The 19,484-nt window shown below is 65.1% G+C and carries 24 protein-coding genes and 1 tRNA gene; 5 read left to right on the top strand and 20 right to left on the bottom strand.

Going from position 1 to position 19,484, the window contains the following annotated elements; all coding sequences use genetic code 11:
• Window positions 1-253 precede the first annotated feature (253 nt).
• Entirely contained in the window at window positions 254-1,804 is a 1,551-nt protein-coding gene (locus O2L52_RS21635) for a pentapeptide repeat-containing protein (protein WP_270118166.1), read from the top strand.
• Window positions 1,805-1,849: 45 nt separating this feature from the next.
• On the opposite strand, the gene O2L52_RS21630 is transcribed toward O2L52_RS21635, so the two are convergent.
• From O2L52_RS21630 to O2L52_RS21615, 4 genes are all read right to left on the bottom strand, one after another.
• Complete coding sequence (locus O2L52_RS21630) at window positions 1,850-2,782, bottom strand: 4-(cytidine 5'-diphospho)-2-C-methyl-D-erythritol kinase (protein ID WP_270118165.1); 933 nt, start codon at window positions 2,780-2,782, stop codon at window positions 1,850-1,852.
• Window position 2,783: 1 nt separating this feature from the next.
• Window positions 2,784-3,650 carry a 16S rRNA (adenine(1518)-N(6)/adenine(1519)-N(6))-dimethyltransferase RsmA gene (gene rsmA / locus O2L52_RS21625; RefSeq protein ID WP_270118164.1) on the bottom strand — a complete coding sequence of 289 codons (867 nt, stop codon included), beginning with the start codon at window positions 3,648-3,650 and terminating at the stop codon, window positions 2,784-2,786.
• Entirely contained in the window at window positions 3,650-5,281 is a 1,632-nt protein-coding gene (locus tag O2L52_RS21620; RefSeq protein ID WP_270118163.1) for a peptide chain release factor 3, read from the bottom strand. Before O2L52_RS21620 ends, rsmA begins: the two co-directional genes overlap by 1 nt.
• A gap of 78 nt (window positions 5,282-5,359) precedes the next feature.
• A complete protein-coding gene (locus O2L52_RS21615; RefSeq protein ID WP_270118162.1) occupies window positions 5,360-5,815 on the bottom strand; it encodes a GatB/YqeY domain-containing protein in 456 nt (151 codons plus the stop codon).
• A 24-nt stretch (window positions 5,816-5,839) separates the two neighbouring features.
• On the opposite strand from O2L52_RS21615, the gene O2L52_RS21610 reads away from it, so the two are divergent.
• Together O2L52_RS21610 and O2L52_RS21605 are read left to right on the top strand one after the other, a co-directional pair.
• On the top strand, window positions 5,840-6,736 hold the full coding sequence (locus tag O2L52_RS21610; protein ID WP_270118161.1) for a metallophosphoesterase: 897 nt from the start codon (window positions 5,840-5,842) through the stop codon (window positions 6,734-6,736).
• A gap of 235 nt (window positions 6,737-6,971) precedes the next feature.
• Window positions 6,972-7,045 (top strand) — tRNA-Pro (locus O2L52_RS21605).
• 84 nt (window positions 7,046-7,129) lie between these two features.
• Here O2L52_RS21605 and O2L52_RS21600 read toward each other — a convergent pair.
• The 13 genes from O2L52_RS21600 to O2L52_RS21540 form a co-directional block, all read right to left on the bottom strand.
• Window positions 7,130-8,338: a site-specific integrase gene (locus O2L52_RS21600; protein WP_270118159.1), complete on the bottom strand. Its 1,209-nt coding sequence runs from the start codon at window positions 8,336-8,338 to the stop codon at window positions 7,130-7,132.
• A complete protein-coding gene (locus O2L52_RS21595; RefSeq protein ID WP_270118158.1) occupies window positions 8,335-8,547 on the bottom strand; it encodes a helix-turn-helix domain-containing protein in 213 nt (70 codons plus the stop codon). The genes O2L52_RS21600 and O2L52_RS21595 overlap by 4 nt, the downstream gene beginning before the upstream one ends.
• A gap of 14 nt (window positions 8,548-8,561) precedes the next feature.
• The gene (locus O2L52_RS21590; RefSeq protein ID WP_270118157.1) at window positions 8,562-9,977 is read right to left on the bottom strand and encodes a replication initiator; all 1,416 of its coding nucleotides are present in this window, start codon (window positions 9,975-9,977) and stop codon (window positions 8,562-8,564) included.
• A gap of 89 nt (window positions 9,978-10,066) precedes the next feature.
• Complete coding sequence (locus O2L52_RS21585; RefSeq protein WP_270118155.1) at window positions 10,067-10,390, bottom strand: hypothetical protein; 324 nt, start codon at window positions 10,388-10,390, stop codon at window positions 10,067-10,069.
• Between the two features lie 87 nt (window positions 10,391-10,477).
• Entirely contained in the window at window positions 10,478-10,750 is a 273-nt protein-coding gene (locus tag O2L52_RS21580; RefSeq protein ID WP_270118242.1) for an ECF-type sigma factor, read from the bottom strand.
• Between the two features lie 5 nt (window positions 10,751-10,755).
• Window positions 10,756-11,307 carry a DUF2637 domain-containing protein gene (locus tag O2L52_RS21575; RefSeq protein WP_270118154.1) on the bottom strand — a complete coding sequence of 184 codons (552 nt, stop codon included), beginning with the start codon at window positions 11,305-11,307 and terminating at the stop codon, window positions 10,756-10,758.
• Window positions 11,304-11,621: a hypothetical protein gene (locus tag O2L52_RS21570; protein WP_270118152.1), complete on the bottom strand. Its 318-nt coding sequence runs from the start codon at window positions 11,619-11,621 to the stop codon at window positions 11,304-11,306. Before O2L52_RS21570 ends, O2L52_RS21575 begins: the two co-directional genes overlap by 4 nt.
• Window positions 11,618-11,977, bottom strand: a complete 360-nt coding sequence (locus O2L52_RS21565; protein ID WP_270118151.1) for an RRQRL motif-containing zinc-binding protein — start codon at window positions 11,975-11,977, stop codon at window positions 11,618-11,620. The genes O2L52_RS21570 and O2L52_RS21565 overlap by 4 nt, the downstream gene beginning before the upstream one ends.
• Before the next feature lie 103 nt (window positions 11,978-12,080).
• A complete protein-coding gene (locus tag O2L52_RS21560) occupies window positions 12,081-12,296 on the bottom strand; it encodes a hypothetical protein (protein ID WP_270118150.1) in 216 nt (71 codons plus the stop codon).
• A 182-nt stretch (window positions 12,297-12,478) separates the two neighbouring features.
• Window positions 12,479-13,282 (bottom strand): FtsK/SpoIIIE domain-containing protein, encoded by an 804-nt coding sequence (locus O2L52_RS21555; RefSeq protein ID WP_270118148.1) that lies wholly within the window; start codon window positions 13,280-13,282, stop codon window positions 12,479-12,481.
• A gap of 125 nt (window positions 13,283-13,407) precedes the next feature.
• Window positions 13,408-14,376, bottom strand: a complete 969-nt coding sequence (locus tag O2L52_RS21550; protein WP_270118146.1) for a DUF1295 domain-containing protein — start codon at window positions 14,374-14,376, stop codon at window positions 13,408-13,410.
• 106 nt (window positions 14,377-14,482) lie between these two features.
• A complete protein-coding gene (locus O2L52_RS21545; protein ID WP_270118145.1) occupies window positions 14,483-14,794 on the bottom strand; it encodes a hypothetical protein in 312 nt (103 codons plus the stop codon).
• A 42-nt stretch (window positions 14,795-14,836) separates the two neighbouring features.
• A complete protein-coding gene (locus O2L52_RS21540) occupies window positions 14,837-15,154 on the bottom strand; it encodes a hypothetical protein (RefSeq protein ID WP_270118144.1) in 318 nt (105 codons plus the stop codon).
• A 185-nt stretch (window positions 15,155-15,339) separates the two neighbouring features.
• Here O2L52_RS21540 and O2L52_RS21535 point away from each other — a divergent pair, with 185 nt between their 5' ends.
• The gene (locus tag O2L52_RS21535) at window positions 15,340-16,104 is read left to right on the top strand and encodes a helix-turn-helix domain-containing protein (RefSeq protein WP_270118143.1); all 765 of its coding nucleotides are present in this window, start codon (window positions 15,340-15,342) and stop codon (window positions 16,102-16,104) included.
• A complete protein-coding gene (locus O2L52_RS21530) occupies window positions 16,101-16,571 on the top strand; it encodes an NUDIX domain-containing protein (RefSeq protein WP_270118142.1) in 471 nt (156 codons plus the stop codon). Before O2L52_RS21535 ends, O2L52_RS21530 begins: the two co-directional genes overlap by 4 nt.
• On the opposite strand, the gene O2L52_RS21525 is transcribed toward O2L52_RS21530, so the two are convergent.
• The 3 genes from O2L52_RS21525 to O2L52_RS21515 form a co-directional block, all read right to left on the bottom strand.
• Window positions 16,559-17,113, bottom strand: a complete 555-nt coding sequence (locus tag O2L52_RS21525) for an HD domain-containing protein (protein ID WP_270118141.1) — start codon at window positions 17,111-17,113, stop codon at window positions 16,559-16,561. The genes O2L52_RS21530 and O2L52_RS21525 overlap by 13 nt on opposite strands.
• 373 nt (window positions 17,114-17,486) lie before the next feature.
• Window positions 17,487-18,542, bottom strand: a complete 1,056-nt coding sequence (locus O2L52_RS21520) for a helix-turn-helix domain-containing protein (RefSeq protein ID WP_270118139.1) — start codon at window positions 18,540-18,542, stop codon at window positions 17,487-17,489.
• A 2-nt stretch (window positions 18,543-18,544) separates the two neighbouring features.
• Window positions 18,545-19,171, bottom strand: coding sequence for a hypothetical protein (locus tag O2L52_RS21515; RefSeq protein WP_270118137.1), 627 nt, complete (start codon window positions 19,169-19,171; stop codon window positions 18,545-18,547).
• Window positions 19,172-19,484: the final 313 nt, after the last annotated feature.

Raw genomic sequence — 19,484 nt, 5'->3', positions numbered from 1 at the left:
TCCACGCCTTTCTCGAAACGGGCTTGCGACGGCGTGAACGTAACCGCCCATGGTTACAGGTTGGTGCGCTTCGCGGGCGTTCCAGAGGAGGCTGCGGGTGCCGCGCCGGGTCTATCTGGACCGCTCCATTTAGATTTCTTTATCGAACTGCAACAAGGGATCACGATTGCGTGCAATCCGCAGGTGCGTCGGAGTCGTCGACGTTGTTCCCGGGTGAACCCCAGGCGATGCGGCGGGTTCGTAGGCTTGGGGCATGCCCTTGCGCCCCCTCGTCTTCTGGATGCTTCGGGCCCTCATGCGACGCGGTGACGCGCGGAGCCGTCGCTCCGAGGACCCTGTGCCCAAGCCGCCGTGGCGGCCTCGCCCGATCCGAAGTTGGGTGCTACTGGTCGTCTTCGCCCTCATCCTGCTCGGCGGCTGGTGGTACTACGACCTGCAGATGGCCGAGATCGAGTCACTGCGCGTCCCCGGAGACGCCAAGGCCGACCTGGAGATCGCGAAGATGCGGCTGGAGACCGTCAGGGCCACGCTGACCGTGGCCGCGGGCATCGGCGCTGCCTCCGCGCTCGTGCTGAGCTTCAGACGGCAGCAGCACGACGAGTTCCACAGCACGCAGCAGCGGATCACCGAACTGCGCATCCAAGCGGTGGAGCAGCTCTCGTCGGACAACGCGACCATCCGCATCGGCGGACTCTACAACCTCGAGCGCCTCGGCGAGCAGCACGAGGAGCTGCGGCAGCTTGTGCTTGACGAGATCTGCTCGTACCTGCGCCGTCCGTTCGACCTGGTGACGAGTCCGCCCGCGGATCCCGAACGGGAAGTGCGCGCCTTCGCGCAGGAGATCCTGCAGCGGCGGCTGAAGCGTCGGATCGGGCGCCGGAACTACTGGAGCCACAACCGCCTCGACCTCACCGACGCCGCATTGGGCGTGGTCGACTTCAGCGACTGCCGCCTCCGGAACGTCAATTTCACCAGAGTCCGATTCAACGGCCCCGCGAAGTTTCACGGCACCTCCTTCGAGGGGCCGACGTCGTTCACCGGTGTCGTATTCGAGCAGCTGGTGTCATTCTTTGATGCGAGGTTCGACGACCAGGTCGATTTCAAGGAGGCCGCGTTCAGCTCCGTCGCCGACCTCAGCCGCGCATCGTTCTCCGGCGCGGCCTGGTTTACGAAAGCGCGGTTCGCCCACGAGGTGAACTGCTCGCTGGCCGAGTTCCGCGAGTACCTGGGGTTCACCGGCGTCGCCGTCGACGGGTACGCGAACTGCTCGGGAACGGTGTTTCACAGCTACGCGAACTTCAGCAAGTCGGTGTTCGCGGGCGGAGCCGACTTCGAGCTCGCGCGGTTCGCGGGCGTGACGATCTTCGAAGAGGTCGCCTTCGAAGCGCACGCCGATTTCGAGACCGTCTCGTTCGGCGGATGGACGAGCTTCGCGCGGTCGACCTTCCGGTCGAGCGCCTCCTTCGAGCATTCGGTCTTCAAGGAGAGCACGGTGTTCCGCGAATCGGCGTGGAACTGGCGCGCGAGCTTCCTCATGGTGCACTTCAACGCCACCGTCGACTTCGAGGGTTCGGCGTTCCTCGACGACGTCTCGCTGAACGGGGCCCTGCTCCGCCAGTTGCTGCACGACCAGTCGCTGCCGGGCCGGTACCGCCCGGTGGAGACCTCGAAGGGCTTCCGGTTCTTGTGGACGGTCAAACGCGACGGCAGTGAACCGGTCGTTCCGCAACGCCGGCCCGGGGACGCGGAGCTGCAGCTCCGGCCCGGAGGCCCGGAGCTGCGGTCCGGCGTCGAGTCGGTTTGAGCGCCGCGACCTAGGCGGCTTGAGCGCCCTGCGAACCCTGAGGCCCTAGGCGGCCGGGCCGCTCACCGGGCCGTGCGCGAGGTGGACGCTCTTCGCGCCGCCGCGCATGCGGATGCGGCGGGCCAGGGCGACGGCGTGCTTGACGTCCGTGGCGAGGAACAGGACCGTGGGGCCCGAGCCGGAGACGTGCGCTGCGAGGGCGCCTTCTTCGAGGCCGCCGTGCATGAGTGAGGCCAGCTGGGGGCGCAGGCTGACGGCGGCGGCCTCCATGTCGTTGATGAGCAGCCGTGCGAGGTCGTCGGCGCTCGCGCCGGACTCGAACGCCTTCACCAGTGGGTCCACATCGGAGGAGTAGCGGCCGATGCCGTCCTCGCGGAGGCGGTCGACCTCCTTGTAGCACTCCGGGGTCGAGATCTGCGTGTCCGTCGTGGCGACCACCCAGTGCCAGGTGCCCTTGGCGGTCACCGGGGTCAGCTGCTCGCCGCGCCCGCTGCCGATCGCCGTGCCGCCCTTGAGGCAGAACGGCACGTCCGAGCCGAGCCCTGCGGCGAGGCGCTCCAGCTCGGCGTCGCCGATCTCGACCTCCCACAGGCGCGCGCAGGCGATGAGCGCCCCGGCCGCGTCCGCCGAGCCGCCGGCGAGGCCGCCGGCCACGGGAATGCGTTTGTTCAAGTGCAGCTTCACGTCCGGTTCGATCCCCGCGTACAGGGCGACGAGCTTCGCGGCCTTGTGCGCCAGGTTCGCCTCGCCGGTGGGCAGCGTCGCCGCGCCCTCCCCGGAGATGGTGATCTCGATGCCCGGCTCACCGCGCCGCTCGGCGGTCACGGTGTCGTGCAGGCTGATCGCCTGGTACACAGTGGACAGCGCGTGGTAGCCGTCCGCGCGGGGGTCGCCCACACCGAGGTGCGGGTTGATCTTCGCGGGCACGTCGACGCTGATCTGGGCGCCCGGCTGGGCTGGCGCGGTCTGTCCGGTCATTTCAGGCCTCCTGGGACGGTGCGGTCGCGCCCAGCGCCTCCTTGGCGTCGGCGAGGGCGATGAACTCCGCAATGTCCAACGATTCACCCCGCCTGGTGGGTTCGATCCCCGCCCGATCGAGCACGGCGTCCACGTCCGCGCCCACCCAGGCCTTCAGCGACTGGCGCAGCATCTTGCGCCGCTGCCCGAACGCGGCGTCCACGGCGGCGAACACCTCGACCCGGTTCGCGTCGGGGCTCTCGATGCGCTCGAACGCGACGAGGCCGCTCGCGACGTTCGGGACCGGCCAGAACACGTTCGGCGAGACCGAGCCGGCCCGTCTGGCCTTCGCGTACCAGGCCATCTTGACGCTCGGGGAGCCGTAGATCTTCGAGCCCGGCCCGGCCGTGAGCCGGTCGCCGACCTCGGCCTGGACCATCACGAGCCCCTTCTGGAGGCTCGGGAAGTTCTCCAGGGCGTGCAGGACCACCGGCACGGCCACGTTGTACGGCAGGTTCGCCACGAGCGCCGTGGGCGGCTCGGGCATCTGCTCGGGTTTGATGCGGGCGGCGTCCGTCTCGATGACGGTGAGCCGCGTGTGCTCCTCCGGAGCGCGGTGCGCCACAGTGGTCGGCAGCGCCAGCGCCAGCTTCGGGTCGATCTCGACGGCGATCACATGCCGCGCGACCTCGATGAGCGCCAAGGTGAGCGAACCGAGACCGGGACCGACCTCCATCACCACGTCGTCCGCGTCGAGCTTGGCGACGTTGACGATGCGGCGCACCGTGTTCGCGTCGACGACGAAGTTCTGGCCCCACTTCTTCGTCGGCGAGATCTGCAGGCCGCGCGAGAGCGACCGGATGGCGCTCGAGGTCAGCAGCTTCGCCATCAGCCCTGGCCTCCGGCGAGCAGCGGCTCGAGCACGAGCCCGGGGTAGTCGTTCACGATCGTCTGGATGCGGTACTTGTTCGGCAGCGCCACCAGGTGCGCGCCGTCCCGCGGCCGGGTGAAGACCTCGACGCCGGGGGCGGTGCGAAGCCGCTGCGCGCCTTCGGCATCGGTGAGGCGCGCGAGCTTGAACGGCAGGTTGTTGATCGTCGCGGGGACGTCGAACTCGGCCTGCAGCCGCGCCACGGTCACCTCGAACTGGAGCGGGCCGACCGCTGCGAGGACGGGCGTGGCCTCGCCGCGGCGCTCGGAGTACAGCACCTGCACGACGCCCTCGGCGTCGAGCTGGGCGATGCCGCGGCGGAACCGCTTCGCCTTCGACGTGTCGTGCATCTGGAGCGCCCCGAAGTGCTCGGGCGCGAACGCCGGCAGCGGCGGGTACTCCACGGCCTTGCCCGCGTAGATCGTGTCGCCCACCGAGAGGCCCGTGGCGTTCACCAGGCCCACGATGTCGCCCGGCCAGGCTTCGTCCACAGTGTCCCGGGCCGAGCCGAACAGCGTCTGGGCGTACTTGGTCGACATGGTGCGCTTGCCCTGCGCCTGCGTGACCTGCATGCCGCGCTCGAAGTGGCCCGAACAGACGCGGATGAACGCCAGCTGGTCGCGGTGCGACGCGTTCATGTTCGCCTGCGACTTGAACACGAACCCGGAGAAGCCGTCCTCCAGGTCGCGCGGGCTGCCCTTCGCGTCCTCACGCGAGAACGGCGACGGCGCGATGTCAACGAGCAGGTCGAGGAGCTGCCCCACACCGAAGTGCACGAGCGCCGCCCCGAACAGGGTCGGCGTGGTCTGCCCGGACTCGAAGGTCTTCGGGTCGAAGTCCGCCTCGACCTCGCTCAGGAGCTCCGACTCCTCCTGGGCGCGTTCGTAATCGGGCCCGAACTGGGCCATCGCCGCGGCCTCGTCGAGGAACTCCGCGGTAGCGAGCTGCTGCCCGCCGGGCGAACGCTCGTAGCGGACCATGCCCGGGACCTGCGGCCCCGTGGCCCGGCGCCCGCCGGACTCCTCGCCGAACCCCACGCGCTCGATGACGCCGCGGAACTCGCCGCCGACGCCCACCGGCCACGTCACCGGCGTCGGCTTGATGCCGATCCGGGTCTCGATCTCCTCGATGAGCTCCAGGGCGTCCTTCGCCGGGCGGTCCCACTTGTTGATGAACGTGATCACCGGGATGCGCCGGGCCCGGCACACCTCGAACAGCTTGAGGGTCTGCGGCTCCAGGCCCTTCGCGGCGTCCAGGAGCATCACCGCCGCGTCAACGGCGGTGAGGACCCGGTACGTGTCCTCGGAGAAGTCGGCGTGGCCGGGCGTGTCCAGCAGGTTCACGACGCAGTCGCGGTACTCGAACTGCAGCGCCGCCGAGGTGATCGAGATCCCGCGGTCCTGCTCCATCGACATCCAGTCGGAGACCACGCCCTTGCGGTCGCCCTTGCCGTGGACGGCGCCGGCCGACGAGATCGCCCGCCCGTACAGGGCCAGGGCCTCGGTGATCGTCGACTTTCCGGCGTCGGGGTGCGAGATCACCGCGAAGGTGCGGCGGCGCGCGGCCTCGGCCGCGATATGGCTGGACATGGATTCCTCAAGGTTTCGAAAAGCGAAGCGGGCCCGACCCTCAACGATAGCCGTGAACGGCGACACGACCCGGCTGCGCTACCCCGCGAGCTCGGCCTTCACGATCCCGGACACGAGCTTCCCGTCCGCGCGCCCCGCCGTCTTCGGGCCGATCGCCTTCATGACCTTGCCCATGTCCCTCGGACCGGCGAAACCGCCCTCACGGATCGCCTCGCGCACCAGCTGCGTGACTTCGGCCTCAGTGAGCTCGGTCGGCAGGTACCGCTTGATCACGGCCTCCTCCTCCAGCTCCGCCCGAGCCGACTCCTCACGACCCCCCGAACGGAACCCCTCGGCCGCCTCACGACGCTGCTTCGCCTGCTTGACCAGGACCTTCACGACGTCCGCGTCATCGAGCTCACGAGGGGTCTTACCTGCGATCTCCTCGTTCCGGACCGCCGTGAGCACCATCCTCAGGGTGCCCAGCGTCACCTTGTCCTGCGCCTTGAGGGCCGCTCGCATATCGGTTTCCAACTGGGTCTTTAGCTCGCTCATATCTCGACAATCTACCGTTGGGGTATGAAGATCAGCCGTGGACTAGCCGCAGCAGCCGGGATCGGGGTCGGCGCCGGGGCGCTGGCACTCGCCTACGCCTCTCTTTACGAGCGCGTCCAGTACACGCTCCGCCATTTCGCGGTGCCCGCACTGCCCGAGGGCGCCGAGCCGATCCGGGTGCTGCACATCTCCGACCTGCACATGACGCCCGGGCAGGTGCGCAAGGCCCACTGGGTCGCGTCCCTCGCGGCGCTCGACCCGGACCTGGTGCTCCTCACGGGCGACAACCTCGCCCACCCGGACGCGATCGACCTCGTCACCAAGACGCTCCGGCCGCTGTTCAGCGCGCCCGGCGCGTTCGTGTTCGGCTCCAACGACTACTACGCGCCGGTGTTCAAGAACCCGCTGCAGTACTTCAACCCGAACCACGAGCACAAGTACGGCGAGCCGCTGCCCACCGAGGAGCTGCGCAAGGTGCTCGTCGACGGCGGGTGGCTCGACCTGAACAACGCCGCCGCCGACAAGGTCGTTTCCGGCCTCAACGTCCACTTCGCGGGCGTCGACGACCCGCACTTCGACCTGGACGACTACGAGCTCGTCTCCGGGCCCGTGCCCGCGAGCGCCGACCTGTCGATCGGGCTCACGCACTCGCCGGAGCCGCGCGTGCTCGACGAGTTCGCGCGCGACGGCTACGACTTCATCGCCGCCGGCCACACGCATGGCGGCCAGGTCTGCGTGCCCGGCTACGGGGCGCTCGTCACCAACTGCGGCATCGACCGCGAGCGCGTGAAGGGCCTCCACCCGTGGGAGGACACCTGGCTGCACGTCTCGGCCGGCCTGGGCACGAGCCCGTACGCGCCGGTGCGCTTCGCGTGCGCCCCGGAGGCCAGCCTCCTGACGTTCGTCCCGAAGGCCTTCTAGCGAGGCGCGGGGGGGGGGGGGGGGGGGGGGGGGGCCCGCCCCCCCCCCCCCCCCCCCCCCCCGGGGGGGGCCGCCCCGGCCCTCCGGTCGCCCCCGCCGCGCCCCCCCCGCGGCGCGCCGGCCCCCCCGGGGGCCCGGCCCCCCCCCCGCCCCCGCCCCCGCTCGCCGGGGGTCGGCACCCTCAGGTAGCATTTCCAATCGACACGAACGCCCAGCGTGCGTGAAAATAGAACATCGGGTTGTGGCGCAGCTTGGTAGCGCACCTCGTTCGGGACGAGGGGGTCGCAGGTTCAAATCCTGTCAACCCGACCGATGAAAAAGCAGTTCAGGGCCGGTCTCCCATCTTCGGGATTCCGGCCCTGACTGTGTCTACAGCAGCGGTTTACAGCAACGCTAGTCCTCGGACTCAAAACTCTCGCTCAGCTTCCGCAGCGCCTCCCTGGTGGCCTTGTCGGAGGCCTGCGCGTAGACCTCCATGGTCATCTTGAAGTCCGAGTGCCGCATGATCGCCATGATCACCCGAGGGTGAACGTCGAGATCCACGAGCAGCGAGCTACAGGTCCGCCGGGCGTCGTGCACCGAGATCCGGGGGAGGCCGGCTGCCTCGAGATGGTTGACGAAGTACCGGTGAAAGTTGCGCGGCTCGATCGCCGTCCCGTACCGAGTGGTGAAGACCAGATCCGAGTCATGCCAGACATCGGCCTTCGCCCGGTCCCGAAGCTGCCGCTCCCGACGCTCCCGCAGCGCCTTGACGCACAGATCAGGCATCGGCAGGGCGTTCTCGGACTCCTCGGTTTTGGCCTTCCTCTTGTGGATCAGTTCGCCCATGACCCTCTGGAGCTGCCACTGCGGCTCAAGAACGCCCTCGTCCAGGTCGAGGCTGTCCCAGGTCAAGCCGAGGACTTCGCCCTTGCGCAATCCCATCGCGAGCACCAGCAGGTACGCCGCATAGTGCGGATCAGGCCGCACGTGTTCGAGGAACCGCCGCGCCTCATCGGTGCCCCACGACTTCTTGCGCCGCTTGCGCCCACTGGGCAGACGAATCTGCATTGCCCGGTTCACCGACACCAACTCATCAGTGACCGCCTGCGACAGCGCCGAGCGCAGCACCGTCCGGGCATCACTGATCGACCTGGCGGACAACACCTTTCGACAGCACGTGCCCTTCGCGCAGCACTTGTGCGGCGTCCGCAGCTCATCGACGCCCTGTTGGCAGCACTGACACACCGTCGCGAGCTTGTTCGCCCACTGCTGGATATCCCGCGCCGACAACCGATCGAGCTTCTTCTTCCCGAGCCACGGCACGATGTGCAGCCGAATGAACCGCTCGTACCCGTCGTAGGTCTTCGGTTCCCGGTTGGGCCTGATGACCTCTGCGAGCCAGGCGTGCAAGTACTGCTCGACGGTTTTGGACTTGGTCTCGACAGCACCGCGCGCGGCGGCCTGGTGGAGATCGAGCCACTTGCCGTGGACCGCTTCACGGGTCGGACCGTAGACGTACTTCCGTTTCTTCACACCCGCAGGGGTCGTGACCCACACGTAGGCGGCGTAACCGTTGCCATGCGGGTAGATCGAGCCTTCCCCGTTGCCCCGCTTGCTCATGCCGCCCCCACATAGTCGTCCTGGCGGGCGAAGCGCTCGACGTATTCCTCGATCCATTCGGGCAGGACACGGCGGTGGCCGCCGACCTTGACCGAGCGCAGCTCGCCGGAGGCGATGAGCATCTTGACCTTCGAGACGCCGAAGCCGAGGACCTCGGCAGTCTGCCTGGTGTCGTACCAACGCGGTTTGAGTACCGTGCTTCCTTCCATCGCAATCAATCCAATCAATCCATAGTGGCGAGTTCATCCAGAGCTTCACGGGCAAGCTGCCGTTGCTCCCGGGCACGAGCGGCAGCGGAGGACGCCATAAGGGCGTCAGCCTCGGTGTGCCAGCCGGTGCCGTCATAGCGGAGGTAGTTGACGAGCACGACCGTTTCAGTCGGATCGGTGTCAACCTCGTGTTGACAGCGAATCCATTGCGCGCGTGCATCTCTGAGGGCGCCGAAGGTGGTCGACCAGGCGCGCGCTTTGGTCATGAAGTGGCCGCCAAAGCCGAGCATGTGCGCCCACTTGCGGAGCCTGATCCATTCCCCGCCTTCGGAACCGAGACGCCAGCACGCGGCGATGAGGCGGGCGATGTGGTTGCCTTCAGGATCGGCATAGACGGAGACGGTGGCCTCGGTGAGGCGGCCGGACAGGTGGCCGGTGTCCTCGGTGGCTTTGGTGGCGTACTTGGCGAGGTAGCCCGCCGCATGGTTCTCGCTCAACTCGTCGTCGCCGAGTTCGACCTGGCGGACATCGACTTGCGCGCCCCAGCGGATAAGCCAGCCTTCAAGGCGCTCATCGTGTTCCTCGGTGCGGAAGCGGGTCGAGGCGGCGGCATCGGCGACGATGGCAGCGATGGCCTCGGCGTCGAGGGCAGCAGGCGGCGGCAGGATCGCATCACTACCGGGCACGCGGCCGTCGAGGCGGATGAGCGCATGGAAGTGAACGGCACCGCGCCGCTGGAACTCCGCGACCTTGACGTAGCGCAGCCGCACCGAGGCCGGGTCAATGCCGTGGGCCTTGGCGAGGCGCGACAATCCGCGGTCGATGTTGATGCGGGTCCGCCGCCACAGTTCGCCGGAGGCGACGTTCCAGACGACTTGGGCGTCATGGTCGTAGCAGTCCAGGCACAGCGGCTGGCCGATTTGGCCGGCGCTTTCGTCATGTCGGGTGTGGCAGGCCAGGCGGACGCCGTGGGGGCAGGTTTCGGCGTCACGACGCGCGCGGCAGGGTCGGACCTTGCCCGAGGCGGTGAGGGTCCGCGTGTGGACCGGGCCGAAGGCGGGGGCTGTGAGGGTGACGAACAGGGCCGGGTGAGCGCTGACAGAGGTGGGGACGCCTTTGCCGCCGGTCATGCCGGAGCGCACGAGATGGAACGCGTCGTGCTGGTAGGTCTTGGCGCAGGTGGGGCAGAGGGAGGCGCGACGAGTGCCACAGGCCTTGTAGATGATGCCGTCGGGCATGGAGGCGGTGGACCGGGCGGAGAGGACTTGCCCGGTGGTCTCATTAACGGCGTTAATTTCACCGCGAAGGCGCACCGGGTTGGAGCATCCGGCGGCACCGGCGACGTGTGAGAGCCACGGTTCCCAACCGGTCGACTCGGATCGGGCGATGATGTCGGCGGCGAAGCCGGGCGGAATGGTGTCTGTAGCCATGGTGTCCTCCTTCCAGATGCGGGCAGTCGTATTGGGGCCCTGCCCGGGCGGCTCGTGCGTAATCAGGAGCGGCCGGGGCAGGGCGTTGGTTAGTCCTCGTCGTCGAGGTAGACCCAGCCGAAGCAACGGCAGAGGTACTCGGGGTAGGAGAGATCTCGAACGATCTCGGGATGGGAGCAGTGGCCACAGACCACCAAGATGATGTCGAGGGTGTGGCGTTGGTCGAGGTCGCCGCCATTGATGTGGAGGACCATGCCGCACTCAGCGCACTTGTAGACCTTGTAGAACACTTCGTCGCCGAGTCGCGGCGGTTCGATCGGTTCGGGGAACTGGCATTCGGACGGCTGCCCGGTGAGGTCACCGAAGATGAGCTTTCGCCAGTGGTAAGCCAGGACAGGCTCCTGAGTTGTCATACTGGTTTCGCCTTTCAATCGGAACGGTTGTCAGGTGGTTTGGAGCCGGGGCGCGGCGGATGTGGAAGTTTGTCCGCGCCCTCGGCGTCAGGTGTTGGTTTCGGTGTCCCGTTGATCGGGGATGGCCTTGCCCCAGCGCTGCTGGGCGGCCTGCCTGGACATGCCGATACGTTCGGCGATCTCAGCCCAGGAGTAGCCAAAGGCGCGAAGGCCCTTGACGGCGTTGGTGATGGCCTCATCGAGTGAGGCGGAGAGCTCAAGGAGCTCGGGGAGTGCGTCCACGTCACCCTCAGCGACCCGGCGCCCATAGGCGCGGATGATCCGCTTGGCGAAGGCGTTGAACTCGCGATTCTCGACCATCGCGATCACCGGTCCCCGTTGCCGAGGTTGGCGAAGGCGTTGGCCCAGTCCGGCTGAGCAGGCTCAGCGGTGACGGCAGAGCGCTCGGCTTGGAGGCTCGGAACGTCGATCGGATCCGAGGAGGCGACCGGGGCCGACTCCGTCCAATCCGGTTCCGCAAATGAGGCCACCGGCGATTCGGCCGGTTGTGCCTCAGCGGGCCGCGAGAGCACGACCTTGACCAAGGTCAAGAACCCCAGGGCCGAGGCCGAAGCGGCGAGCCAGCCGACAACGGTCGGTTCGGCGTCGAGGACTTGGGCCCCAAGCGAGAGAGCGATGAAGAACATCATCATCGCCATCACGGACTTGACCTTGTGGCCGCCGTTGCGGCGGCGGCGTCGCACCTCGAGACCGAGGGCGATCACCATCAGTTCGATGGTCACCGCGTTGACCCAGCCGACCCAGGAGGGTTGACCGGCCGCGACGGTGGCGTCGTGGACGTGGGTGAAGGAGACCGCGCCAGCGGCCACACCCATGGACAGCATGATGACGGTTTGCACGCCGTCTTCGAGTTTCATTTCTGGCTCCTTGACTTCTGCCACTGCACGCCGGTGCAGTAGTCGCATTTCTTGGAGTGCTCGACCGTTGGCACGGTCTCTTCGCCGCAGACCTCGCACGCCCGCATTTCCCAGCCCTCGAAGGGCAGGGATACGAGGAGGTGCCGGTCGTCGTCGGCGAGTTGGGTTCCGGTCATGTGCACGTCGCAGATGACGCAGAGGAACCGCATGCGGGAAAGATCGGGCTCCCACGGGGGAAGCGAGTCGATCTGCTTGACGCGATGCAGTGGCATCGCTTCGCGGAAGATGGCGAACGCGGCGAGGAGATCGGTCATCGCGTGCCGCCTTCGAAGCAGGCGAGGCATTCGCCGTAGCGCTTGGGGATGTAGTAGCCGTATTCCGTCTGGCATGACGGGCAGGTCGACAGAGCGACCCACGCTTTCATCAGGGCCCGCAGTTGGGCGTCGGTAGCCGGGCGCTTGGGCACGGCCAGGTCACGCCTATAGAGGTAGGCGACTCGGTTACCGCGACGCCAGAAGATCTGGCCTGCGATGGGTTGCCGCCCAGGCGTAAGACCTTCAGCGGCGAGTTGTCGGCGGGTGTACAGTCCGACCGGCGCGCAGCGGTAGTTGAACGTCGGCAATCCGCCGTGGCGGATGCCTTCAGGGTCATCGAATTCGGTCCGGAACAATGCACACTCCTCCTCTCTGTGTCATTCGTGGTTATTGCTGCGTGAGCGTCGGGGCCTCGAACCCCGAAGATTGCCGATCGCTCTACCAGTAAGCCGCTACGGCTTACCTGTTCTTGATCTCGATTTCCACAATCCGGTGCACCCGGATGAGCGTGGTCGAGTCCTTGACCGTTTCGTCACCCCGGAAGGTGTGGTTGTCGATGGCGATCATGTCGCCTTCCTTGAAGTCCGCAATGACGGCTGCGGCGTTCTCGTCAGTGGTGACGTAGTGATTGACGTTCTTGTCCTCACCGTCGTGCGTCACTTTGAGGTGCTTCATTTCTTGCCCTCTTTCCTTTGTTCTCAATGCCTCATCAGCAGGACGCAGTACTAGCCCGTGTGCGATTGGTGCTGGGAATTCCTTGCGTCGTGGACGCCGGGGAATCGAACCCCGGGTGAACCGTTCGCCCTGGAGTGCCGTCAACTGCTCGTTGACATTGGTTGGCGCTGACGGCACTCGCTCTAGGCAGAGGCCCTGTGGCCCCGAAGCTGCGCAGCGAAGGCCGCGACAGTCTGAATCTCTTCGTCGGTCATCCAGGCCGCCCGCATCCGTTGCGGCGCATTGCCCTCGGCGAGGAGGAAGGAGTCCCCGGGCTTCTTGGGGTCCAGGCTCATGGCGTTGTAGCCCGCCTCGGCCCAACCGGCCCCGAGGGCGACATCCGAGGAGCCGGGCGTAGTCGCGCGGCCGGTCCACCGGTAGGCGAACAGGTCCCGCAGTGCGGTCGGCAGGATGTCGAACGAGGCACGCTGCGTGCCCATGATCGGGATGATCGCCGCTGCACGTCCCCGGGCAACCACGTCACGGAAGAGCGCGGAGAACAGCTCCTGCTCGACCTTGGTTCCCGCGACCGAGGTGTAGTACGCGACCTCATCGAGGAAGAGCACCCACGCCGGTTCGGCCGGCGACGGGACGAGCTTGCGGATCCGGTTGCGCGACATCCAGTCGTAGCGGCGGTCCATGAGCTTCTGGATCCACAGCATCGTCTGGAGCGCCTTGCGCATTTCCGGGCCCACGAACACGTCCATGACATCGGCCCAGGGCATCAGCTCGACCAACTTGGCGTCGAAGCCGAGCATTCGCGCGTCCGGCATCAGTGAGACCTGCGCGATCATGTTGTTCATCAGCCCCGACTTGCCCGAACCGGGTTCGCCGTTGAGCATCATGTTCTTGCCGTACATGGTGACGTTGACGGCCTCGTTCGAAGCCGACCGGCCCAGGTAGATGGGGTCTTTGATCGACATGACCGGTCCCAGTGCGATGTTCATCGTGCAATCTCCTTAGTGAAATCGGTGCATCTATCGATGCGTGAGTCTTGGTGGGAGCCGGTACTTGGCCTAGTTGGCTTCCACGGCTCCCACCGTGAGCAGCCCCAGTTGCGGAGCTTTTTGGGTTAGACCCAGGCGGGCATGTCGCCCTCGTCCGGGTTCTCATCGGGTGCGGTGGTCTGGCCGTCATCGGCCTTGCGCTGACGCGGTTTGCGACCGCCCTTGTTGCCCAGCAGGGCATCCAGTTCGGCGTTCACCGACTCCGGTGTCAGGTCGACGCCTTCGGAGTCGTCCACCCGGCGGTATTCGACCGGGTAGGAATCGGGATCGATGCCTTCGAGCATCTCGGTGACCGGCATGGCCACGCCCTCAGCGAGGACGTCACGACGACGGATGTCCACGACCACGTAGGCCGCTTTCGACCCGGCCATTTCGGCCGATGCCTCGTGAGCCCAGCACACCGAAGCGAGTTCGGTGAGACGGTCCCGCAGATCGTCCAAGGTGAGGTCACCGCGCAGCCACAGCCACACACGCTCACCGGAATCCGTGGGACGAGCCCACAGGATCAGCGGCATCACCGAACCGCGAACGCCCTTGCCCTCAATGAAGGCATCGCAGGCGACACGGATGCGGTGGCGCACGATCATGCACCAGGCCCAACGGACCAGGAACCGGCACACCGGGCGGAACAGCCACGGCACACCGATCAGCAGGAGCGTCGCGCCAAGGGCGACCAGCGGGCCCGCCCAAGCGTTGAGCAACGCCCAGACGGCGACCACCAGGGCCAGGACGACCAGCTCTCCAGCCCAGTGCCACGCCATGCGCAGCCCCGGCCAGATCAGCACCAGACCAGCGGCGACGAAGCCGGTGGCAAAGGCGACGACGACCGCCAGGAGGAACGCCGCAGCGCCATCCTTGACCGTCAGAGCGATCGCGAAGGCGACCAGGCCAGCGAAGACGCCAGCGAGGATGCCCACGATCTTGGCCCGGCGCTTCGCCGAGTCGATCTCGAAGGTATCGATGATGGTCTGACCAGCACGAACACCCGAGCGGGAACGCCCGGAGCTGGCACGGTTGCTACCATTGCGAGGCATGGCAGCACTCCTTTCCGCCCCCTTGGGGGCAAGGGATGGTTGCTTGTTGGAAACCGGGGAACCGGTCACGGTTTTGGTCGACTTGGGACCGGTTCCCCAGTGCCGCTTAAGCGGCGAGTTTGATCTCGGTGGTGGCTTCGCCCTCCAGGACGAACTTGGTTCGGCTCTTGGCCGGGGCGTTGTCAAGCGTCCGTTGACGGTTGACGTTCCGCTCGGTTTCATCGGCGAGCTGGTGCAGCGCCTCAGCGAGCTCGCGGAGACTGGCGGGTGACCCGAACAAGTTCAGGAACCAGCCGTCCTCACGCCAGGTGCCAACGGTCATCACTCCGGTGCCGGAGCTCTGGACGCTGGGTTCCAGGCCCATTCCCTCGTTGAGATGCACGTTTGTTGATGCGCGCATCGGGAAGTTGTCGTGCATGGCAGATCCTCTCGGGATCAAGAGGCGTATGCCTCAGGGTGACTACTTACCGGCTTTCGCCAGGTTGATCGCAGCGGCGCGGTACGCCGTGCCGAGGGTGCCCTGCTTGGAGACCCACGGGACCGCCTCCAGGTCGACAACCGAGACCGGCTGCCCCTTCGGGAGGTTCGGCTTCTCGCCGGTGGTGACGACCTTGATGACCGACGCACCCTCGTCCTCGGACGAACCGAGCGCGATGAGTTCGGTGGTCCACTTCAGCGAACCGTCCTTGTCGGTCTGGTGCTTGCCGTCGTACTCCTTGGCCACGGGGGCCAGCGACACCATGAAAGTCACGTCCGAGACATCCAGCTTGAGCTTCATAGCCCTACCTCTTCCTTGTCGTTTGCTTGACCCGCTTGGGCCCCAACCCAGGTGATCCGGGCTGATGACTCAAGAATGAGGCTTCAAAGAGGACACATTCACCACCTCATGGGACTTCTCAGGACGTCTCAACCTTGCTAGACTCGTCCCTAGACGTCCCTACTTCAGAGGTGAAGGACAGCGGCATGAACGAACGGCTCCGGAGCGCGATCCATGCGCAGGGCATGACCCCCACTCAACTTGCTCAGACGATCGGAGTCGACCCGAAGTCGGTCGAACGCTGGATCACCAAGGGGCGCAACCCATACGCGAAGACCCGTGCGGCGGTCGCTCTTGCGTTGCAGCAGAGCGAGAACTACCTCTGGCCGGATGCCCTGCCGGAGCAGAAGGCGAAGCTGGTCAGTGAATCTGAGCTGGTACACACCTACGCGAAGCGAAACGACGTCCCAGCAGAGCTGTGGTCTCGGATCTTCAGGCAAGCGACGCGGCACATCGGAGTCCTGGCCTACGCTGGGCTGTTCCTCCCCGAGGGCGACGCTGGCTTGGTGCCGCTTCTCAAAGCGAAGGCTGCTGAGGGCGTGAAGGTCTCGATTCTTCTGGGGAGGCCCAATTCAGACGCGGTCAAGCTCCGCGGTGAGGAGGAAGGCGTGGGCGAAGGTATGCAGCGCCGTATCGAGGCCGTGTTGCCGTTCTACCAGCAGCTGGAGGGCACCCCGGGAATCTGGGTCGGCTTCCATAAAACCACCCTGTACAACAGCATCTATTGGTGTGACTCGGAGATGCTGGTGAACACCCACGTCCTCGGGTGCTACGCCTCCCACGCTCCGGTCATGCATTTGAAAGAGCTGCCAGGCGGTGGCATGTTCCGCACCTTTACCGAGTGCTTCGAGCGGGTTCACGCAAATTCGGTCAATATCTGGACTGGTCAACAAGGTACGATGCGCCCATGACCCGCGTCGACCACATCAACGATCCGAACGCGCCCGAGCCGAATAGCGTGGTTCCGTCGACCACAGCGTTCATCGAAGACGGGGCCGGAAGGATCGTGTTGATCCAGCGGAGCGACAACGGGGATTGGGCGATGCCAGGCGGCGCCCACGACTTCGGAGAGACGATCAGCCAGACCGCCGTTCGCGAGGCGAAGGAGGAGACCGGTCTCGACATCGAGATCACCGGCCTCATCGGGATATACACGGACCCCGGACACCTTGCGGAGTACAGCGATGGCGAAGTGCGGCAACAGTTCTCGCTTTGCTTTCGGGCTGTGCCGATTGGCGGCGAGATCCAAACCAGCGAGGAATCCCTCAAAGTTCAGTGGTTCAGCGAAGCAGAAACAGCCTCAGTGAGGATCAACTCCTCAATGAGGCTGCGCATCAAACACGGGTTCCAGGGTCTGCGTGAGCCCTACATCGGCTGATGACCCAGTTCCCGCTGGACCGTTCGCACCCCGTCGATGAGCGAAGGCTCGGCCCGCGAGATGAACCGGAACACCAGGTGCTCAGGGCCGTAGCGCGACTTGATCTCCGCTAGCCGTTCCTCGATCTCGAAGTCTTGACCATCCGGACCGGTTGTCATGTCGCAGTACAACAGTGCGTCGGTGGTGAGGGTCTTCTCATTCGGGAATTCATCCAGCTCCGCCCGAAGATCGCGCTCATCAGCCTCAAGGCAGGCACACGAGTGGTTGGCTACGAGGTTCACGATGCGCGGATCCGCACCATTGCGTTGCAACCAGCGTGCACCGTCCAGCGGGTGAAAGCCGGTGTCGACAATGCTTGGGGCGTAACCGATGTCATGCAGAATCGCTGCGATGGCGAGTGCATCGGCATCCGGATCGGGAAGGATCTTAGGACCGACCGCAAGAGCTTTGGCGCCTACCGCCTGGACGTGTGCCCATCGGCGGGGCAATGCCTCTTGGAGTGCCGCCCGCGATGTCTCGAAAGCTTCATCATAGGTAGTCATACGTGCAGCCACTATAACGCCTGAACCGCTTTGAGGAAGAACCCCAGCGCACCGCCGTTGGCGGACGCACCACGGCAGGAGCCCAGGCCAAGAGGCCCTGTGAGAACTTTCTATACATCTTCAAGGCGGCCCGAGGGCCGCACGCACGCCGCCGGCGCGTCCTCGCGCTTCGCACTGCGGGCGACGCCGGCGGCGGCGCCCACTAAGACAGACCGCCTTGAGGATGGGATGAAAGTTCCGGCCGGAACCCTTGGCCGGGGACCCCTGCGGGCGCGCGGCCAGGCCGGATTGCGGGCGATCCCTGCGGGCCCGCCCTGTCGCTTGAGCGAGCGTATCGCGCGCCCGCCCCCGGCCAATGAACCCGCCCTTTGATCTATCTGACAACTCGAAGAGAGCGAGTTTCAACCGAAACGGTAGGAATGAATGGATGAGAGCCGTCTTCTGAGAAACCGACCATTGTAGAAATTTCCTTCGATGAGAGACCGCGCTGCCTCATTGCGTTTCCAATAGCTTGGGGGAGCCTTGGATGCTCGGGCGGAAGCTCATCGCTTATAGGCTCCTGTGTTCGCCAACCTCGCGCACTTAGATTCTTATAAAAGTTGGTTCTTTGGCGATCCGTAATCTGGTCGAGATCATGAGCGCGCTCGATCAGTGCTTGCATCGAAACTCCCCATTCTCTCTTCAGGTCAATAAGCTTGCCTACAGATAGCTGTCTCAATTGGTACTTGATGATCTCGGCGGGCATTAGAAATTCTGCGGCAAAGGAATTTGCCTCAGACTCCATATCTTGCGTCACGAATTCTGAGTGCAAGCAGAGATGACCAAGCTCGTGGGCAAGGGTCAGTCTCTTTCGGCAAGTAGGAATACGGGAATTGATAAGAATGACAGGAATATCTTCGACCCACTGGGAAAGTCCTGAAACGCGCGAGGTTTCGAAGTCTTCTTCAATGACAATGCAGCCCGCTGCTTCGAGCCATTGGATGAGTGCTCGCACGGATCCAATCGGCATTTTCCATTGCATACGAGTAAGTCGAGCCGCTTTGTCCGGCTCGACTTCAATCGGATCGAATTTCGGAACATGCTGACCTGCTCGGATTATAATTTCCTCCGCCAGGTATCGCGCATGCATTCGATGCATATTAAGTTTAGCTTCGAGCTGCTTCCAGACGCCCGGTTTAGCGGTCGCATGCCTTCGCATATGGGCATCAATTGCCATGGCGCCTCGAAGCTCTCCAGATTTTTGAAGAAACTGTTCGGTTACCTTGAGTGCCTTCGCTAGGCGGGTGAGAACCTCGGATTCTGGAACGCGCTGATCAGTTTCGTAGCGCGAAAGTGCAGCCTGAGTGATTCCTGCAGCAGAAGCGAGTTCCGCTTGCGTCAATCCAAGTGCTCGGCGTGCGGTAATGAGTGCTTCACCGAGGTATGACATTTTTAAGATTCCTCCTGCCCACGCTCCTGCTCCTCAATAGCACCGAATTCGATTGTGGGCGCAATAGGCTCGTTCACAGTATCGGTGGGGAATACCAGAACCGAGCCTGGGAGCTGGATTTCATTTGTTGACGCCAACCGAGAGTACCAAACCAATTTATTGATGCCATCTCGCATCGAGATAACAGTCTCACCAATCTGGCGCGTGTCACGCTTCCACTCGTATCCAGCCGCAAGTCGAACTTCGTGCAGGTTCGGTAGCGCAACCGTGTCCTGCACCCAGAAACTTCTTCCGCGTCCCAAAGGCTCGCGAGCGGCAATTTTACCGTTCGGATGGTGGCGCTTGACCCTAATGAGGTATTTGTCGTTAACGCGAAGATGGCACGCGTTGCCCTTCTCCATTGCCTCAACCTCTTCGACCTCGCCGAGGGCGCGAACACAGTTCCGCCAGAGCCGGTCTCGGATCCATCCCGCAAGGTTGCCCTCTGACTGCTCTGCGACGAAAACCGGAACCTGGGTCCGGTTGTGGTGAAGGTCGGCGCGCGTCATGTCCGTCGCCTCGAGGAGCCCCTGGACGACCTTGTCGCCGAGGCCCGCCATCACCCGGTCGTACGTCTCATACGAAAACATAGCCGAAAATATACCACCTATCATGCCGCCCCGCCTCCTGCTCCTCCTAGGATCTCGGATGGGTACGACACTCTCCGCCGGGTGCCGGGTGCCGGGTGCCGGGTGCCGGGTGCCGAGGTTGGGCGCGGCCATGCGACCGAGGAGTACAGCAACCGAGTACAGCAACCGTCCTGGTCCGAGTGAGCCTCAGATGGCCGTGATCGGCCAGAATGCATCGCGAATGGCGCAGATCAACCCCCGTGCCGATAGTTCGGGACGAGGGGGTCGCAGGTTCAAATCCTGTCAACCCGACCATGTGATGTCTCAGGGCATC

It is taken from the genome of Glycomyces algeriensis, assembly GCF_027622855.1.
GTDB lineage: Bacteria > Actinomycetota > Actinomycetes > Mycobacteriales > Micromonosporaceae > Glycomyces > Glycomyces algeriensis.
Note: the sequence above shows the minus strand (reverse complement) of the source record. Positions and strands in the feature narration are given on the sequence as shown.

What these genes read in the sequence shown, in the direction of transcription:
- O2L52_RS21635 (WP_270118166.1), top strand. Translation starts at nt 254, where the DNA reads ATGCCCTTGCGCCCCCTCGTCTTCTGGATGCTTCGGGCCCTCATGCGA.
- O2L52_RS21630 (WP_270118165.1), bottom strand. Translation starts at nt 2,782, where the DNA reads ATGACCGGACAGACCGCGCCAGCCCAGCCGGGCGCCCAGATCAGCGTC.
- rsmA (WP_270118164.1), bottom strand. Translation starts at nt 3,650, where the DNA reads ATGGCGAAGCTGCTGACCTCGAGCGCCATCCGGTCGCTCTCGCGCGGC.
- O2L52_RS21620 (WP_270118163.1), bottom strand. Translation starts at nt 5,281, where the DNA reads ATGTCCAGCCATATCGCGGCCGAGGCCGCGCGCCGCCGCACCTTCGCG.
- O2L52_RS21615 (WP_270118162.1), bottom strand. Translation starts at nt 5,815, where the DNA reads ATGAGCGAGCTAAAGACCCAGTTGGAAACCGATATGCGAGCGGCCCTC.
- O2L52_RS21610 (WP_270118161.1), top strand. Translation starts at nt 5,840, where the DNA reads ATGAAGATCAGCCGTGGACTAGCCGCAGCAGCCGGGATCGGGGTCGGC.
- O2L52_RS21600 (WP_270118159.1), bottom strand. Translation starts at nt 8,338, where the DNA reads ATGAGCAAGCGGGGCAACGGGGAAGGCTCGATCTACCCGCATGGCAAC.
- O2L52_RS21595 (WP_270118158.1), bottom strand. Translation starts at nt 8,547, where the DNA reads ATGGAAGGAAGCACGGTACTCAAACCGCGTTGGTACGACACCAGGCAG.
- O2L52_RS21590 (WP_270118157.1), bottom strand. Translation starts at nt 9,977, where the DNA reads ATGGCTACAGACACCATTCCGCCCGGCTTCGCCGCCGACATCATCGCC.
- O2L52_RS21585 (WP_270118155.1), bottom strand. Translation starts at nt 10,390, where the DNA reads ATGACAACTCAGGAGCCTGTCCTGGCTTACCACTGGCGAAAGCTCATC.
- O2L52_RS21580 (WP_270118242.1), bottom strand. Translation starts at nt 10,750, where the DNA reads ATGGTCGAGAATCGCGAGTTCAACGCCTTCGCCAAGCGGATCATCCGC.
- O2L52_RS21575 (WP_270118154.1), bottom strand. Translation starts at nt 11,307, where the DNA reads ATGAAACTCGAAGACGGCGTGCAAACCGTCATCATGCTGTCCATGGGT.
- O2L52_RS21570 (WP_270118152.1), bottom strand. Translation starts at nt 11,621, where the DNA reads ATGACCGATCTCCTCGCCGCGTTCGCCATCTTCCGCGAAGCGATGCCA.
- O2L52_RS21560 (WP_270118150.1), bottom strand. Translation starts at nt 12,296, where the DNA reads ATGAAGCACCTCAAAGTGACGCACGACGGTGAGGACAAGAACGTCAAT.
- O2L52_RS21555 (WP_270118148.1), bottom strand. Translation starts at nt 13,282, where the DNA reads ATGAACATCGCACTGGGACCGGTCATGTCGATCAAAGACCCCATCTAC.
- O2L52_RS21550 (WP_270118146.1), bottom strand. Translation starts at nt 14,376, where the DNA reads ATGCCTCGCAATGGTAGCAACCGTGCCAGCTCCGGGCGTTCCCGCTCG.
- O2L52_RS21545 (WP_270118145.1), bottom strand. Translation starts at nt 14,794, where the DNA reads ATGCACGACAACTTCCCGATGCGCGCATCAACAAACGTGCATCTCAAC.
- O2L52_RS21540 (WP_270118144.1), bottom strand. Translation starts at nt 15,154, where the DNA reads ATGAAGCTCAAGCTGGATGTCTCGGACGTGACTTTCATGGTGTCGCTG.
- O2L52_RS21535 (WP_270118143.1), top strand. Translation starts at nt 15,340, where the DNA reads ATGAACGAACGGCTCCGGAGCGCGATCCATGCGCAGGGCATGACCCCC.
- O2L52_RS21530 (WP_270118142.1), top strand. Translation starts at nt 16,101, where the DNA reads ATGACCCGCGTCGACCACATCAACGATCCGAACGCGCCCGAGCCGAAT.
- O2L52_RS21525 (WP_270118141.1), bottom strand. Translation starts at nt 17,113, where the DNA reads ATGACTACCTATGATGAAGCTTTCGAGACATCGCGGGCGGCACTCCAA.
- O2L52_RS21520 (WP_270118139.1), bottom strand. Translation starts at nt 18,542, where the DNA reads ATGTCATACCTCGGTGAAGCACTCATTACCGCACGCCGAGCACTTGGA.
- O2L52_RS21515 (WP_270118137.1), bottom strand. Translation starts at nt 19,171, where the DNA reads ATGTTTTCGTATGAGACGTACGACCGGGTGATGGCGGGCCTCGGCGAC.